General features: G+C 45.0%; 12 protein-coding genes. 5 read left to right on the forward strand and 7 right to left on the reverse strand.

The genetic code is table 11. From position 1 onward, the window contains the following. A partial coding sequence (locus tag EGI32_RS19300) for an ABC transporter ATP-binding protein (RefSeq protein ID WP_255157302.1) occupies positions 1–1,327 on the reverse strand: 1,327 nt, incomplete at its 3' end. Positions 1,328–1,424: 97 nt separating this feature from the next. Further along, positions 1,425–2,195: an AMP nucleosidase gene (locus tag EGI32_RS19305; RefSeq protein ID WP_255157303.1), complete on the reverse strand. Its 771-nt coding sequence runs from the start codon at positions 2,193–2,195 to the stop codon at positions 1,425–1,427. 222 nt (positions 2,196–2,417) lie between these two features. Here EGI32_RS19305 and EGI32_RS19310 point away from each other — a divergent pair, with 222 nt between their 5' ends. Both EGI32_RS19310 and EGI32_RS19315 read left to right on the forward strand, forming a co-directional pair. Then, a complete protein-coding gene (locus EGI32_RS19310; RefSeq protein ID WP_255157304.1) occupies positions 2,418–3,956 on the forward strand; it encodes a S8/S53 family peptidase in 1,539 nt (512 codons plus the stop codon). 115 nt (positions 3,957–4,071) lie between these two features. Next, positions 4,072–4,506 carry a type I restriction enzyme HsdR N-terminal domain-containing protein gene (locus tag EGI32_RS19315; protein ID WP_255157305.1) on the forward strand — a complete coding sequence of 145 codons (435 nt, stop codon included), beginning with the start codon at positions 4,072–4,074 and terminating at the stop codon, positions 4,504–4,506. Positions 4,507–4,810: 304 nt separating this feature from the next. On the opposite strand, the gene EGI32_RS19320 is transcribed toward EGI32_RS19315, so the two are convergent. The 5 genes from EGI32_RS19320 to EGI32_RS19340 all read right to left on the reverse strand — a co-directional run bounded on the left by EGI32_RS19320 (position 4,811) and on the right by EGI32_RS19340 (position 9,850). Next, positions 4,811–6,232 (reverse strand): Glu/Leu/Phe/Val dehydrogenase, encoded by a 1,422-nt coding sequence (locus EGI32_RS19320; protein WP_255157306.1) that lies wholly within the window; start codon positions 6,230–6,232, stop codon positions 4,811–4,813. Between the two features lie 70 nt (positions 6,233–6,302). Further along, positions 6,303–6,521: a CcmD family protein gene (locus tag EGI32_RS19325; protein WP_255157307.1), complete on the reverse strand. Its 219-nt coding sequence runs from the start codon at positions 6,519–6,521 to the stop codon at positions 6,303–6,305. Further along, positions 6,514–7,212: a cytochrome c biogenesis protein gene (locus EGI32_RS19330; RefSeq protein ID WP_255157458.1), complete on the reverse strand. Its 699-nt coding sequence runs from the start codon at positions 7,210–7,212 to the stop codon at positions 6,514–6,516. Before EGI32_RS19330 ends, EGI32_RS19325 begins: the two co-directional genes overlap by 8 nt. Positions 7,213–7,429: 217 nt before the next feature. Then, entirely contained in the window at positions 7,430–9,016 is a 1,587-nt protein-coding gene (locus tag EGI32_RS19335; RefSeq protein WP_255157308.1) for an FMN-binding glutamate synthase family protein, read from the reverse strand. Between the two features lie 174 nt (positions 9,017–9,190). Next, positions 9,191–9,850: a heme exporter protein CcmB gene (locus EGI32_RS19340; RefSeq protein WP_255157309.1), complete on the reverse strand. Its 660-nt coding sequence runs from the start codon at positions 9,848–9,850 to the stop codon at positions 9,191–9,193. 459 nt (positions 9,851–10,309) lie between these two features. On the opposite strand from EGI32_RS19340, the gene EGI32_RS19345 reads away from it, so the two are divergent. From EGI32_RS19345 to EGI32_RS19355, 3 genes are all read left to right on the forward strand, one after another. Beyond that, complete coding sequence (locus tag EGI32_RS19345; RefSeq protein ID WP_255157310.1) at positions 10,310–13,897, forward strand: reprolysin-like metallopeptidase; 3,588 nt, start codon at positions 10,310–10,312, stop codon at positions 13,895–13,897. A 199-nt stretch (positions 13,898–14,096) separates the two neighbouring features. Further along, positions 14,097–15,440, forward strand: a complete 1,344-nt coding sequence (locus EGI32_RS19350) for an AAA family ATPase (RefSeq protein WP_255157311.1) — start codon at positions 14,097–14,099, stop codon at positions 15,438–15,440. Then, positions 15,433–15,975, forward strand: a complete 543-nt coding sequence (locus tag EGI32_RS19355) for a hypothetical protein (protein WP_255157312.1) — start codon at positions 15,433–15,435, stop codon at positions 15,973–15,975. Before EGI32_RS19350 ends, EGI32_RS19355 begins: the two co-directional genes overlap by 8 nt. The last annotated feature ends 65 nt before the right edge of the window (positions 15,976–16,040 follow it).

A 16,040-nucleotide genomic window follows, 5' to 3' on the forward strand; every position in this document is an offset into this window, starting at 1 on the left:
GCTTGCCCGGAAAACAGACAGTCAGGTTTTCTACGGAAAGAATGGTCTTTTTCTCTGTTTCCCGAAATATATTTTCCTCCGAAGTTACTACCAGGCCGCCGTTGTTGGTATTATCCTTAACCATACTTTTATCGCCGCCGTTGTTGGTGTTATCACCAACAACATCCTGTGTAGCAGCATAGGCGGTACCATCAGCAATATTCATTTTTTCGCCATTGCCGGTGTTATCCTTAACCATACTTTTATCGCCGCCGTTGTTGGTGTTATCACCAACAACATCCTGTGTAGCAGCATAGGCGTTACTATCAGCAATATTCATTTTTTCGCCATTGCCGGTGTTATCCTTAACCATACTTTTATCGCCGCCGTTGTTGGTGTTATCACCAACAACATCCTGTGTAGCAGCATAGGCGTTACTATCAGCAATATTCATTTTTTCACCATTGCCGGTGTTATCACCACCCAGATTCTTATCAATATTATCCCTTTCGATAAAATCGCTGATGACCGGCAATCTTTTTCCCTTACTCCCTGCGCCGGGTCTGCAGGCCAGCAAAGCTTTGGTATACGGATGTTTGGGAGATTGTAATATTTCTTTGGCGTCGCCTTGTTCCACAATCTGCCCCCTGTACATCACGATCACTTCATCGGCCATGTCGGCCACCAGTGCCAGGTCGTGGGTGATGAGCAGCACGGCCATGTTGTTTTGCTCCTGCAGGCCTTTGATGAGTTGAAGTATATTTTTTTGCACCCTTACGTCGAGCGCTGTGGTTGGTTCGTCGGCTACCAGTATCGCTGGGTCGCAGCTCATCGCCATCGCGATCATCACACGTTGCTTTTGTCCGCCGCTCAGCTGATGCGGATACCGGTTGAATATTTCCGCGGGTTGGGGTAATGCCACCTGCACAAATAAAGCCAGCACCTGGTTTTTGGCGGAAGCCTTACTGATCTTCTTGTGTTTTATCAATGATTCCATTACCTGGTTTCCACAGGTATACACCGGGTTCAGGGAAGTCATGGGCTCCTGGAAGATCATGGCGATCTTATTGCCGCGGATATCGCGGATCTGTTTTTCGGAAAGTTTTGTAAGGTCCTGCGATTGTTTTCCATCCTCGCTGAAAAGTATCTCGCCTTTGAGCATGGTCTGTTTTGGCAATAACTGCAACAGCGATAATGCCGTCACCGATTTGCCCGAACCGCTTTCCCCTACAATGGCCGTCAGTTTGCCAGGGTTCATGCTGAAATTGCTGCTGTGCACAGCTTTGGCTGTTCCGTCTTTACCCGGAAATTCGATCTGCAGGTTGTTGATCTGTAAAAGCGGAAGCATAAGTGAATGGTCAATAGTGAATAGTGAAACCTTTGAACTTTTCACGAAACGGCGATAAAACCCCGGAGGTTTTCGAAACCTCCGGGGTTTGGGCGTATTAGAATTTCAAATGTCTTACGGTATGCCCGTCGTTGATCAGTTGTTTGAGTGAATCGATACCTATTTTAAGGTGCCTTTCCACAAACTGTGCGGTAACGCTTTTATCACTGGCTTCGGTTTTTACACCTTCGGGAACCATGGGTGAATCGCTTACGAGCAATAAGGCGCCGGTAGGGATCTTGTTGTAAAAACCAACGGTGAAGATGGTGGCCGTTTCCATATCGATCGCGTAAGCACGTACTTTTTTGAGGTATTCCTTGAACACTTCATCGTGTTCCCACACCCGCCTGTTGGTAGTATAACATACACCGGTCCAGTAATCGCATTCGTAATCGCGGATGGTGGTGGAGATCGCTTTTTGTAATGCGAAAGCCGGTAACGCCGGAACTTCTGCCGGCAGGTAGTCATTGCTGGTACCTTCGCCCCTGATGGCGGCAATAGGCAGGATAAGGTCACCAATACTATTGCGTTTTTTCAACCCTCCGCATTTGCCCAGAAATAAAACAGCCATTGGTTTAATTGCTGTCAGCAGATCCATAACGGTCGCCGCCCCAGGGCTGCCCATTCCAAAGTTGATGATGGTGATATCGCCGGCAGTGGAGCACTGCATCGGCCTGTCTTTACCGATGATCTCTACATTGTTCCACTCGGCAAACATGGTCACATAATTGGAAAAATTGGTCAGTAAAATGTACTTTCCAAACTCGCTCAGCTTCTTGCCGGTATATCTCGGCAGCCAGTTTTCTACTATCTCTTCTTTTGTTTTCATCTTTTGTTTTCATTTAAAATTACAAAAGAATTGATAATTGGTAATTAATAATTGATAATTAATGATGATTTCATGTCGGCAACAGCAGTCAAATACCCGCTGTCAGGGCATTGCGGCAGACGGGGAGTGCTGAACCCTAACCTCTGATCTATAAACTTTCTCCCCCTGATCCCTGATCTCTAAACTAAATTATATATATTCATCATACCAAAACTTGTCAATATGAAAAGAATACTCCCTTATTTAGTTTTATCCGTCATGGTTTTCGCGGCCTGTAAAAAAACAGCGAACGATTTGTCTGAACCTGCCCAGGAAGATAAACTGGCTTCACGTGAAGAGATCAATACTTTTATAAGATCCGAATTGGCGCGGGTGCAGAAATTTGAATGGAAAACGGCCTCCGATGTGCTTATATGGAGCGCTTTGCAGCAGAGCGACAACGTAATGTCGGTTGGTTATAAAGCTGCAGGGGCCAGCAATGTAGAGGGCAACCTGCACAATATAGATATCAATGCTGCTGACTGGAAAGCCGCGAAAGATAAAGTGCTGGCGCAAATTCTGGAATCGGAACGCAAGCTGGATAAGGATCTTCAGCTGGCCGATATCATCCAGTGGGATGAAACGGTTTTGCCTGTTACGGATGTGCTGGTGAAAAATATCGAAACAGTCAAAATGCTTCGTGCCAATAACCTGGTGCGTTATGCCGAACCAATGGGGTACGAGCCCAACACGGGCATCGATGTACAGGCGAGGAGCAGCAGCGGCTGTGGCAGCAATGTTGCCGAAGGCGGACTGGTAGCCAATGTTGATTATACTACAGTTACGCCCAATGCAAAGCAATCCTGGAACCATTCTTACCATAAGATCACGCAGGCCTGGGCTAAATCTACCGGTGCCGGCACAAAAATATTCATCATCGATACCGGCTGCGAATTCGACCAGGAAAATCTTGGTTCAGCGTTCAACCAGGGATCTTCTTCCGGCCGTTCGGTAGAAAAGATCGTTACCCTTCCACGTTCTACCTTTTTAGGAATTCCTACGGGCCCGGTGGAAACCCCGGATGATGGCTGCGGACATGGCACTTCCATGGCCGGCGCTGCCGCCGCTCCACGTGGTACCGATGGCGCTTCAGTTGGTGTGGCTTACAATTGCAACCTCGTAACCTGCCGTGCTGCCGAAGACGTATTGATCGATGGCAGCCGCGAAGTAAAAGGGGTGGCAGATGCTTATACCAATGCCGCCAACAGGGCAGATGTAAAGATCATCAGCATGAGCATGGGTAAGATCACCAGCAGTTCGCAGATATCCGACGCTATCAATTATGCATATGGCAAAGGAAAACTGATGTTCTGCGCCGCAGGAACTTCTTTCAGCTGGACAGCCGGCTGGTATGGCGTGATCTTCCCGGCCTATCTTTCCAATGTGAATGCGGTAACCGGCGTGCGTGATAACAATTTCAAAACATCCTGCACCGATTGCCACGACGGCAGCGAAACCGACTTTACCATCGTGATGGAAAAAGCTTCCAACGAACGCCATCCGCTTACATTGGCGATGACCGGCGATGCGCCGTCAACTGTAGGTGGCTCTTCGGTGAGTACAGCTACTATGGCGGGTATCGCGGCATTGGTATGGAGCAGGTTCCCCACTTACACAAGGGACCAGGTATTGAATAAACTGATACAGAATTCGGCAAACTATCCTACACGGAATGGAAGTTATGGATGGGGGAATGTGAATGCGGACGGAGCTACTAATTGATAATTTAATAGTGGATAATGGATAATGCCTTCGATTTGCAGGTTGTTCAATTTTTTGAATGACTTACAGACCGAAGGCATTATGCATTACCTCATTATCCATTAAATTGCGCCTGATGCTAAAAGTTGTTTATCCCGATACCAGACCTTCCATCAAAACCGATTCCGGCAAGGAACTCATCTTTTGCATTATCCGCAAAAAATGGCTGCAGATCACCCCGGAAGAATGGGTGCGGCAGAATTTTCTCCTGTATTTGATAGAAGTGCTGGGGTACAGCCGCTCGTTGATTGCGGTGGAGAAAAAGATCAGAGTAGGGGAGTTGGAAAAACGGTTTGATATTGTAGTGTACAATCAGCAGACCATGCCCTTCATCGTCATCGAATGTAAAGAAATGAATGTGGCCCTTTCAGCAGAAACGCTCAGCCAGGTGCTGCGGTACAATATCAAGCTCGATGCGGCCTGCCTGGTAGTTACCAACGGTAGTTTTAGCCATGCTTTTGTAAAAAAGGATGGCGTATTTTATGAAGTAAAGGAGCTGCCTGTGCCATAAGTGAATTTTTTTGCCCCGAATGCACGAATGAAATACAGGGATTATTGATTGGTATCTCATTCGTGCATTCGTGGCATCTTTCGTTTTCCTCCAAAAAAAATACCGCGGTGAAGCGGTATTCTATACAACAAAACAAAGCTAAATAGAAATAGGTGTGTTCCTTAGGTTAGCTCAGTTTCTTGCGTTTTGTAATAAAGTATGTAAAGTTGTTTTTTAATAAGACTCCCTCAAGTCTCAAAATGTTGCATTATACTAAACAAAAAAGCTGCCAGGAATGGCAGCTTTTCTCATTTAATTGTAAATATTATGGGAAAATACCTAATTCGCTGTAGCTGGTAGCTACTTTATTGATGGCATTTACATAAGCTGCAGTCCTCATATCGGGAATTGCAGGATTTGATTTCCATATTTCCATGATCTCCCTGGTAGCGGTGATCATGGTTTCTTCCAAGCCGCTGTGTACCAGGTCCTGCTCTTCAGGGCCATGCATGATGAATTTGCGTTCGCCATCACTTACCTGCTTGCCGGTCAGCTCTTCTATCTGGCTGAGGATATGCGTATTCAGGTTTTCGGTAAAACGTTTTTCCATGCGGCCATAACGTACGTGGCTGAGGTTTTTCAACCATTCGAAATAACTAACGGTAACACCACCGGCATTCAGGTACATATCAGGAACGCAAAGGATGCCTTTTTGTGCAAATATATCATCTGCTTCCGGTGTGCATGGGCCATTGGCCGCTTCACCTACGATCTTGGCTTTTATCCTTGGGGCATTTTCGCCATTGATCACGTTTTCCAAAGCAGCCGGGATGAGGATATCACATTCCAGTTCCAATGCATCGGTATTTTTAGCAAGGTTACCTGCGCCAGGGAAATTCAAAATAGATCCTGTTTTTTTCCTGTGCTGGAATACTTCTTCTTCGTTCAACCCTTCAGGGTTGTAGATAGCGCCTTCAAATTCTGCCAGGCCTACCACGATCGCACCGCTTTCGCGGAAAAATTTAGCGGAGTGGTAACCCACGTTGCCCAATCCCTGAACCACCACACGTTTGCCGGCGATACCCAGAGGAAGTCCTTGTTTTTCCATTACATCAGGCATGTTACAAACTTCGCGGATACCGAAGAAAACACCGAGGCCGGTAGCTTCTTTACGTCCGCGTACACCACCCTGGGTAACAGGTTTACCCGTAACACAACCGGCAGCATCGATCTCGCCTGGCTTTAGGGAAGCATAGGTATCCACGATCCACGCCATTTCGCGTTCGCCGGTGCCGTAATCAGGAGCAGGAACATCGATGCCGGGGCCGATGAAATTTTTCTTTACCAGTTCGGATGTATAACGGCGGGTGATCTTTTCCAGCTCGTACACGCTGTAATTGCGTGGATTGATCTTGATACCGCCCTTACCGCCGCCGAACGGCACGTTCACGATGGCACATTTATAGGTCATGAGGGCAGCCAGTGCCATCACTTCATCCTGGTTTACTTCGTCGCTGAAACGGATACCACCTTTACAAGGCGACTTATGCTGACTGTGCTGTACACGGTAAGCTTCCATTACTTCTATCGTTCCGTCGTCCCTTTTGATCGGGAAACGCATCCTGTACACACTGTTACAGGCTTTGATCTGTTCAAGGATGCCAAGATCCCATTGGGTGAATTTGGCGGCTTTGTCAAAACTTCTTTCAACGCTTTCGAAAAAGCTGTACGCTTGATGTTCGCTCATAAAATTGTTTTAATTAATTGCAATCGATTTTTTATTAAAATAGCATGGCAAATGCTAAGTATTTACTTGGTTAACCGTTCTTTTCCAGTTTTTTCAGTTTCCTGTCGATAGATGCTACATAGAGGAACAATCCTATTAATATGGTAAGGCAAACTGCCACCACTACATATATCTTTCCGTTGCTGCGCATGGTGTCGGCCATTTCCACTTTATCGCCCTGGGCGAAAGATGAGAGGGAGCATACCATTATAAACAGTAAGAAGCAACAACGTGCCATCAGCTTATTCATGCAGCAGGGATTTATCTTTTAATAATTGTATTCTGATCTTTAATGTGGCGATCCACACGCCCAGCAAGGTCCAGCCGATCACTGCCGGATAGAAGACCATGCGCAGGCGGCTGTCTACATCCTTGAAATTCAAGGCGGGGTTGCCATTGGCTCCGCCTTCTCCACCCGGGTGCAGGCTGCCAACCAGCCTTGGGATGATCCAGATGCAGGGAAACAGCATGGCAAAGGCAAAAATATTGTAGACGGCACTGATACGTGCTTTTTTATCGATATCGGTCATGGAGCCACGCAGTACAAAGTAGGCGCCATAGATCAGCAGGGCGATGCCGGTGCCGATGAGTTTGGGTTCTTTGAGAATGGTGGTAAGGCTTTGTCCCTGATCGCTGATCCAGGTATAATTGGCCCAGATGGTGCCGGTAGCATACCCGAGTATGCCCAGGAAAGACCCTACGGCAGCAAACTGGTGGGCAAAAATGTCGTTGCGGATGTTGAAGCCACGCAGGTACTTGATACTGTACACGAAACTTACGCCAAAGATGATCATCATGGCAAACCACATGCACACATGAAAGTAAAGATTGCGGATGGTTTCGTTAAGTATCGGCAGGGTTGGTACTGCCATCAAAAAGCCGCCTACAATGGTGTAGACCAGCAAAAGAAAGGATAATATTTTCCACCAGCTTTTACGCACTAAAATCAAGGTTTTGATTAGTGGCGCAAAGGTAGGCTTACACAATTAATAATTGATAATTAATAATTAATAATTCTGTCAAATTGAGGTTTGTTGAAAAAACTAAAGATTCCTCTAAATAATATCTAAAAATTGCGATACAAAATCATAAAAGAAATAATAGAACCTCCCCTTAAAAGAAAATTATTCATTATTAATTATTCATTATTAATTGAAATCACTTCCAGCTGTCAATATGCGCCCGTTCAAAATCCATCCTGTACTTTTCCGGAACCTCTCCGCGGAGCATACAACCGGTGGCCACCGGCGGGAAAATATCTTCAAAAGTCGTTACCTGGTTCATGAAAACGCGGCGGTAGATATGGTGGCGGTTGAGTTCTTCGGTACTTTTCATGCCTGCCGCACCCATCAGCTCTACCAGTGATTTCACCGTTTCATTGTGGTAGTTGCATACCCGTTGTTTTTTATCATTTACCACCAGCCCTGCTGTCAGTTGCGGATCCTGTGTAGCCACACCGGTGGGGCATTCGTTGGTATTGCACACGAGCGCCTGTATACATCCCAGCGCCATCATCATGGCACGGGCCGAACTGCAGGCATCTGCGCCCAGCGCAATGGCACGTACCAAATGGAAGCCGCTGATCATTTTGCCGGAGGCGATGAGTTTGATATGTTGCTTGATATCGAACCCTACCAATACATTGTGTACAAATGCCAATCCGTCGAGCAAGGGCGCGCCCACATAATTGCTGAATTCCTGCGGTGCAGCACCGGTGCCGCCTTCGCCGCCATCTACGGTGATGAAATCGGGGTAAGTATCCAGTTCGATCATCGCTTTGCAAATGGCGATGAATTCGCTTTTGTGCCCGATACAAAGTTTGAACCCGATGGGTTTGCCGCCGCTCAGTTCCCGTAGTTTAGCGATGAACAGGATCATTTCCTTTGGTGTGGAAAATGCCGAATGAAATGGAGGGGAATAAACAGTGGTGCCTTTTTCCACCAGGCGGATAGCCGCGATCTCTTCCGTATTTTTTGCCGCTGGCAAAATACCACCGTGGCCGGGTTTGGCGCCCTGCGATAATTTGATCTCGATCATTTTCACCTGTGGCAATGCTGATTTTTCCGCGAAAGCCTGTTCGCTGAAACTGCCATCGAGGTTACGGGCAGAAAAATATCCGGTCCCGATCTGCCAGATAAGGTCGCCGCCATGTTTGAGATGGTAAGGGCTGAGCCCGCCTTCGCCGGTGTTGTGTGCAAAGTTGCCCAGTTTTGCACCGCCATTCAGCGCCTCAATGGCATTGCGGCTGAGTGAGCCGTAGCTCATGGCGCTCACGTTGAGGATGCTGCCGTTGTAGGGCTGTTTGCAATCCCTGTTGCCGAACACCACTCTTGGATCATGATTCAGTTTATGAAAATCTACCGGTGAAATGCTATGTGTCATCCACTCGTATCCTTCCGCATATACATTCAACTGCGTACCGAAAGGCATGGTATCGGTCTGCAATTTCGCCCGCTGGTAAATAGTGCTGCGATCAATACGGTTGATGGGTTTTCCATCGGTATCACTTTCTACAAAATACTGGTATATTTTAGGGCGCAGTGCTTCCATGATCCAGCGGGCCCTGCCGAAGATGGGGAAGTTGCGGATAAGCGAATGTTTGGTCTGCACCATATCATAAATGCCCAGCAGGATGAACAATCCCGCTACCAGCAGCAGCCACCAGAAGCCACTCCATACAAACCAGGCAAGAGCCGCTAAAACGATGACGAGGAAAATGCTGAATTGGAGGAAGAGTTTTCTCATAATAAAATAAAATTACGAATTACGAATTACGAATTACGAATTACGAATTACGAATTACGAATTACGAATTACGAATTCACTTTTGGCGGCGCAAGATACTAAAAGCCTGTATAGTCAAGATTTACCAGCCGAATTAATCCATTCGTAATTCGTAATTGCCAATTCGTAATTGACTTAGTCTTTCCACAAATAAGGAAACAATATCACCGCCATTGCTATCACCATCAGATCGAGGAGGCCGATAAGCCCCACCAGCTGCAATACCGCACCATCGCGGAAAACTTCGCCGAAGGCAGCTTTGCTGAGTTTCATCATCATCAGTAATTGTGGCAATATGATCGGGAAACCGAGGATGGCGATAAGCGCCGCATTCTGCTGGGCCTTGGCCGCAATAGCGCTCATGAGGGTAAATACCAGGCTGATGCTTGTTCCGCCCAGCAATACAATGCCCAGGAAACGGAGGCTGTCGGATACCGGGTTTTCCAGGAAGGCATAAAACAACAAAAGTGTAACCACACTCATGAGCAGCATGAGTACAATATTATAGAGCAGCTTTGCAATGATAAAAGAAACAGGAGAAGAAAGTGTATAAAAATAAAGCATGCGGCCACGGCTTTCCTGCAGGAAGCTTTTGGCCACGGTATTTACACAAACGAATAATTGTATCACCCAGAAAAGGCTGTTCCAGGTATCGGCGGCAGGTTTGTCCGGACTGGCCAGAAAAAGTACGAACACGGTAGAAGCCACATACAGCAGGATGCCATAAAAAGTATGTTGCTGGCGCAACTCCAGCAGGATGTCTTTTTTGAGCAAAGCAGCAATATGTTTCATCATGTGTGCAAAGATAGTTGACAATTGATAATTGATAATTTGATAATGGATAATGTATGAAGTTCATTCAGATGATAAAAACGCTGAGCCTGATCATTATCCACTATAATGTTTTTTTGCCGTCGTTGGTGTTATCACCAACGACTTTCGGGCTATTGTTGGTGATAACACCAACAATGGCGAAGGCCATCAATGGCGAGAATTGTATAATGTATAATAACGAAGTTCATATAAATCGTAAAAACTTAAACCTGACGCATTATCCATTATCCATTATATAATTATCCATTATAATGTTTTTCCCCCAATAAAAAAGTAGTATCCCCTGTAATTTTTCCGTAGAAAAAGTACTGTTGATAAATAAAGCTCAAATTGAGTAGTTTTTCTTGCAATCGGAATCGCTTTCCCTGTTATATTCACTTTAAGATTTCTTGCCATATTTCAAACCAAAATTAAAACATGATGAAAAAAATTCTAACGGCTTTACTGCTTACCACCGGGGTATTCGCTTCATTGAGTACCTCTGCACAGGAAAATGCCTGGTCTTCCTATGATGGCGTTGGCAAACTAACAACAGACAAAGCGGTTGCCCGGCAATCGTTTCCAAAAGAATTCAGATTATTCAATCTTAATATCGGCCCCCTAAAGCAACAATTATCATCCGCATTGAGCAGTGCCCGTGGCATCCGCTCTTCCACCATCATTTCACTTCCTAACGCGGATGGTGGAATGGAGCAATTCGAAGTATTTGAAGCTTCCAATTTCGATGCAGAATTACAGGCCCGCTTCCCGGATATCAGGGCTTTTTCGGGGAAAGGGATCACGGATAAATACGCAACGCTGAAGCTCAGCATTTCCCCGCAGGGCATCCAGACCATGGTTTTCCGCACGGATAAGGAGAATGAATTCATCGAACCTTATTCGCAGGATCATCATGTATACGCAGTGTTCAAATCGGTGAGAAATACCGGGCAATTGCCATGGACCTGTACAACCGATGATAAGAACATGGCTGCTAACCTGAAGCAGATCGTTGGTTCAAATGAAAGCAGCGCCACCGGCACTTCTACGGGCACGCTGAAAACCATGCGCCTGGCGCAATCGGTAACCGCGGAATATTCCAATTATTTCGGCGCCACCAGCGCATCGCAGGTAGGGCTTGTATTGGCGGGCATCAATGCCACGCTTACCCGTTGCAATGGCGTATACGAAAGGGATATCGCTTTGCACCTTAACCTGGTAGCGGCTTCCACCAATGTTATTTATTACAATGCTTCTACCGATCCATACGATGCAGCAGCTGCAGGCTCGGGCGGAACATGGAATGCACAGCTGCAGAATACGTTGACTTCCGTGATCGGCGCCGCCAATTATGATATCGGCCACCTTTTCGGCGCATCAGGCGGCGGCGGTAATGCCGGTTGTATCGGTTGCGTTTGTGTAAATGCTTCCAAAGGAAGTGGCTTCACTTCTCCGGCAGACGGCATCCCGCAGGGCGATAATTTCGATATTGATTATGTAGTGCATGAAGTGGGCCACCAGCTGGGGGCCAACCATACTTTCTCCATGAGCAATGAGGGGTCTGGTGTAAACAAAGAACCGGGTTCGGGGATCACCATCATGGGATACGCGGGCATCACCAGCCAGGATCTGGCGCCTCATTCCATCGATGCATATCACCAGGCTTCCATTGCACAGATACAGGCTAACCTTGCCACCAAGACCTGCCCTGTAAGCACCAGCATCACTGCCAACAATGTAGCGCCGGTGATAGGTGCAGTAAGCAATTACACCATTCCGAAAAGCACACCATTTGCCTTGACCGCTACCGCAACAGATGCCAACGGCGATGCACTCACTTACAGCTGGGAACAGAATGATAATGCCTCTTCTTCGCAAACCGGTGCCAGCAGCGTGGCAAGCGCTACCAAGGCTACGGGGCCAAACTGGATATCCTTCAGGCCTACTGCATCTCCCACAAGATATTTCCCCCAGCTTTCAACTATTCTCGCCGGCGGACTGGTTACAGGCCCGCTCGCAGGTGGTGACGCCGGTGCCAACACTGAAGCGTTGAGCTCGGTTGCAAGAACGTTGAACTTTCGCCTGACGGTGAGGGATAACGCTGCTTTCAGCGCAACGGCTCCCGTGAAAGTGGGCCAGACGGCTTTTACCGATGTAGTGGTAACAGTTAACGCGGCAACAGGGCCTTTTGCGGTAACAGCACCAAACACGGCTGTAAGCTACGCCGGTGGTTCTACGCAAAATATTACCTGGAGCGTTGCGAGCACTACCGCTTCACCGGTGAGCTGCGCCAACGTGAAAATTTCTTTGAGTACCGACGGCGGACAAACATTCCCGACAGTGCTGGTAGCAAGCACGCCAAATGATGGTACCGAAGCGTTGGTGATACCAAATACACCCACCACCACTGCACGAATAAAAGTGGAAGCGGTGGGTAATATCTTCTTCGATATTTCAAACGCCAACTTTACGATCACAGCAGGTTCTTCCTGCGGAACACCGACAGGAATAGGGGCAACGTCTATTACTACATCCGGCGCAACACTGGGCTGGACTGCTTCGAGCGGAGCAATCAGCTATGATGTGGATTATAAATTAACCTCCGCTTCTACCTGGACAAGCGCCGCAACAGGGGTTACAACCAATTCCGTTGCAGTATCCGGCCTCGCTTCCAGCACAACATACGACTGGAGGGTAAGGGCAAATTGCACCAGCGGGGCAAGCGGGTACACAGCGGCACAATTTACCACAGCGGGTGTGTTCGTTTGTAATGTTCCGTCAGGGTTGTCATCATCTGCCATCACAACTTCCGGCGCAACAGTAAGCTGGGCTGCAGTTAGCGGTGCAGTAAGTTATGCAGTGGATTATAAACTGAACAGCAGTTCTGCCTGGACTTCAGCGGCCACTGCTACCACTTCTACTTCTGTAGCATTAAGCGGACTAACTTCTGCTTCATTATATGACTGGAGAGTATTGACCAATTGCAGCAGCGGAACAAGTTCTTATGCTTCCGCACAATTTACAACAGCTACCGTTCCAACCGGCTGTGCATCTGCATTTGAACCGAATGAAACACAGGCGACAGCTGCAGCCATCACATCGGGCACTACCAATTCAGCAGCGATCAGTAGTGCTACGGATATAGATTATTTCAAGATCACCACGACAGCGAGCAGCAACATCGTATACAATCTTGTTGGTCCGTCTGGTGTAGATTTTGATCTTTATATCTACAACAGTGCAGGCACACAAATCGGGTCGGGTACAGGCAGCACTGCTACCGAAACAGTAACCCTGAATGCACAGGCGGCCGGCACTTATTACATCAAAGTGATCGGCTACAGCGGCGCAAACAGTGCCACCTGCTACACCATCAAAGCAACTGCTACAGCAGTAGCCACTGGTTGCCAGAGCGCTTATGATGTTTCTACCAACGGAACAACTTCTGGTGCTGCCAGCATTCCGCTCAACACCAACGTTACCGGGCTTATCAGTCCGAGTGCGGATGTAGATAATTACAAATTTACGATCACCACCGGTGGCACCATCACGGTTACATTGGGTACACTGCCTGGCGATTACGATCTTAAATTGCTCAACAGCGCGGGAACGCAGGTAGGTATTTCGCAGAACGGAAGCACAACTGCCGAAAGCATCAGCTACACAGCGGCAGCAGGTACTTATTATGCACAGGTGTATGGATACAACGGAGCCAACAGCTCTACTGTTTGCTACACACTAAAAGTAGCTACCGGCACTGCCGCTAAAGCAGCGCCATCGCTGATCAGTAAAGCGACCTTGAATGTGTATCCGAACCCGGCCATCAACAGCATCAACATCAGCCTGCTGGGTGAAGTAAGCAAACAGAGCACGCTGCAGATCACCGATGCGAAAGGTATGCTGGTAAAAGAACTGACGGTAAAAAGTTCTATTGAATCGATCGATGTTTCAAGGCTCGCGAAAGGCGTTTATATCGTGAAGGTATTGAACGGCACAAACGTGCTGACATCGAAATTTGTAAAACAATAAATTTTTCTCATTTTAAGTTAAAAGCCATCTGTGTAGTGCAGGTGGCTTTTTAATGTTACGATATAATTTTACTGGCTTAGTGTGAACTTAAAAACATAATTTTATACTTAAGTAACATTAAATAAAACAGATACTGAAATATTGTTTGTGATTATTCTGCAATGAATATATTTGAACAAAAAATTTCGGATTATTAATTATGAAATCAATACTAAAAATAAAAGACTTCGGGCCCTTAAAAGAGGTTGACATAATTTTAAAAAATGTGAACGTTTTTATTGGGCCACAAGCTTCCGGAAAAAGTGCTTTAGCGAAAATATTTACCATCTTTAAATCTCCTAGGAAATTTTTTAAAGAAATTTCGGAAATCGGAATGGATGAACCTCATGTATATCCAAAGGAAACGATAATTGAAATTTTAAAGCTTTTCAATATAGATACATTCATTACAGACGGAACAGAAATTTTTTTCGAATCTGAGGTGCATAAAATTTCATTGAAAAATAATGAAGTGATTTATGACAGTAAATTGTTGAATAAGATAAAGTATATTAAATCTCTGTTTGAAGATTTTGAAAATAATAGGAATGCAATATCGGAGAAAATAGCATCACTATTTAATTTGTTCGTGCTATTCCATATTAGAGCAACGCTATATCTTAAGGATAATGAATTTATGCGAGAGGACGAGGGGTTCGCAACAATTCAGCTAATCAAAAAACTTGATAAAGAGCAAATTGTTGACCTGATATCAATTTTAGAAAAAATTGAAAGTGGGCTCAGCACGAACGCCGCAATTTATATTCCTGCGGAGAGGATTATTGCTAATATAATAAAAGACTATTTAGCAAATCTTGTGATAAATGAAGTCCCTATTCCTAAGCATATTTTATCTTTCGCAGCTGAGCTTGAAAAATTAACAACTACCACGATTGATCTAGGGTTTATCCAAAGTAATTTAAAATATAAAATTGAAAATGGAAATCATAGGATTTATATAAATGAAAATAAATCTATTTCTCTTGAAGCGGCCGCTTCTGGCATACAAAGCGTAATCCCAATTTTATCTTTTGCAGATAAAATGAAAAGCGTTGAGCATAAATCTTTTGTCATTGAGGAACCGGAGTTAAACCTCTTCCCTTCTGCACAATATAGGTTATTAGAGTTAGTGGAAAGTATTAGGCATGATGGATCTATGTTTGAAGGATGGGAAGACTTTGGAATCATTCATACTTATACTACACATAGTCCGTATGTATTATCTGCTTTGAATAATTTCCTTTATGCTTATCAAGTTATAAACATGGGTAATGTTGAGCCAAAGGTGAAACAACAGGATAAAAAAAGTTTATCTATTAAGGTTAATGAAATTGTTAAAGCTGCAATAGACCCTAAATCCTTCACAGCATATCAAATTAAAGGAGGGTTTGCAAGCTCAATCTTTAATGAGAAAGAAGGATTAATTTCCAATAACTTTATAGATGAATCTACCGATGAAATAAATGATGATTTTGATAAATTAATGAGTCTTACCAGTGAATAATTTGATTGATACTTTAAAAATTGCCTTGGGAGAATGTAAACGCATAGACACTTCTGTTTGTTTATATAAAACTTCATATGAAATAATTGATAAAAATTTCTTCTTTATTGCGGATAATAAAAGTGAACCGGAAGAACCTGTTAGAGTTGTTAGCGATAATGAGAATTATCAATTACGAGTTCAAAACAGAAACAGAAAAAGCATTTGTTTAATCAAAACGGACAATTGTTTGTTTGGTGATGATCATAAAAAGTCTGATTGTATTTTATTTAGCGATGATCAATTTTGTCTTGTAGAAATAAGTGAGTCCGGCCAAAGAAATCAAAAACGCAATGATGCGGTAGAGCAATTGGGAAGTACTATTGAGATTCTAAAAAATAATGATATAAACTTAAGGCAATTTCAAGCAAGAGCGATTATTTGTTTTAAAAGTGGTAGAACAAAGCCTGTTCAAGCTTCTTTTAACACTCAACGAGCGAGTTTTTTGAAAAAATATAGAGTAAATTTAGAAGAAGGGAATTTTATATCTTTTTAAATAGACGGCAAGTAATGTAAAACTTGAATTTCAATTCGTGTAATTAGCTTAATTCGTGTAATTAT

The organism is Ferruginibacter sp. HRS2-29 (genome assembly GCF_024343615.1).
Taxonomy (GTDB): domain Bacteria; phylum Bacteroidota; class Bacteroidia; order Chitinophagales; family Chitinophagaceae; genus Ferruginibacter.

Bases quoted from the DNA above. Each gene is read 5' to 3' on its own strand.
- EGI32_RS19305 (WP_255157303.1), bottom strand. From the start codon at position 2,195: ATGAAAACAAAAGAAGAGATAGTAGAAAACTGGCTGCCGAGATATACC.
- EGI32_RS19325 (WP_255157307.1), bottom strand. From the start codon at position 6,521: ATGAATAAGCTGATGGCACGTTGTTGCTTCTTACTGTTTATAATGGTA.
- EGI32_RS19315 (WP_255157305.1), top strand. From the start codon at position 4,072: ATGCTAAAAGTTGTTTATCCCGATACCAGACCTTCCATCAAAACCGAT.
- EGI32_RS19350 (WP_255157311.1), top strand. From the start codon at position 14,097: ATGAAATCAATACTAAAAATAAAAGACTTCGGGCCCTTAAAAGAGGTT.
- EGI32_RS19345 (WP_255157310.1), top strand. From the start codon at position 10,310: ATGAAAAAAATTCTAACGGCTTTACTGCTTACCACCGGGGTATTCGCT.
- EGI32_RS19340 (WP_255157309.1), bottom strand. From the start codon at position 9,850: ATGATGAAACATATTGCTGCTTTGCTCAAAAAAGACATCCTGCTGGAG.
- EGI32_RS19310 (WP_255157304.1), top strand. From the start codon at position 2,418: ATGAAAAGAATACTCCCTTATTTAGTTTTATCCGTCATGGTTTTCGCG.
- EGI32_RS19335 (WP_255157308.1), bottom strand. From the start codon at position 9,016: ATGAGAAAACTCTTCCTCCAATTCAGCATTTTCCTCGTCATCGTTTTA.
- EGI32_RS19320 (WP_255157306.1), bottom strand. From the start codon at position 6,232: ATGAGCGAACATCAAGCGTACAGCTTTTTCGAAAGCGTTGAAAGAAGT.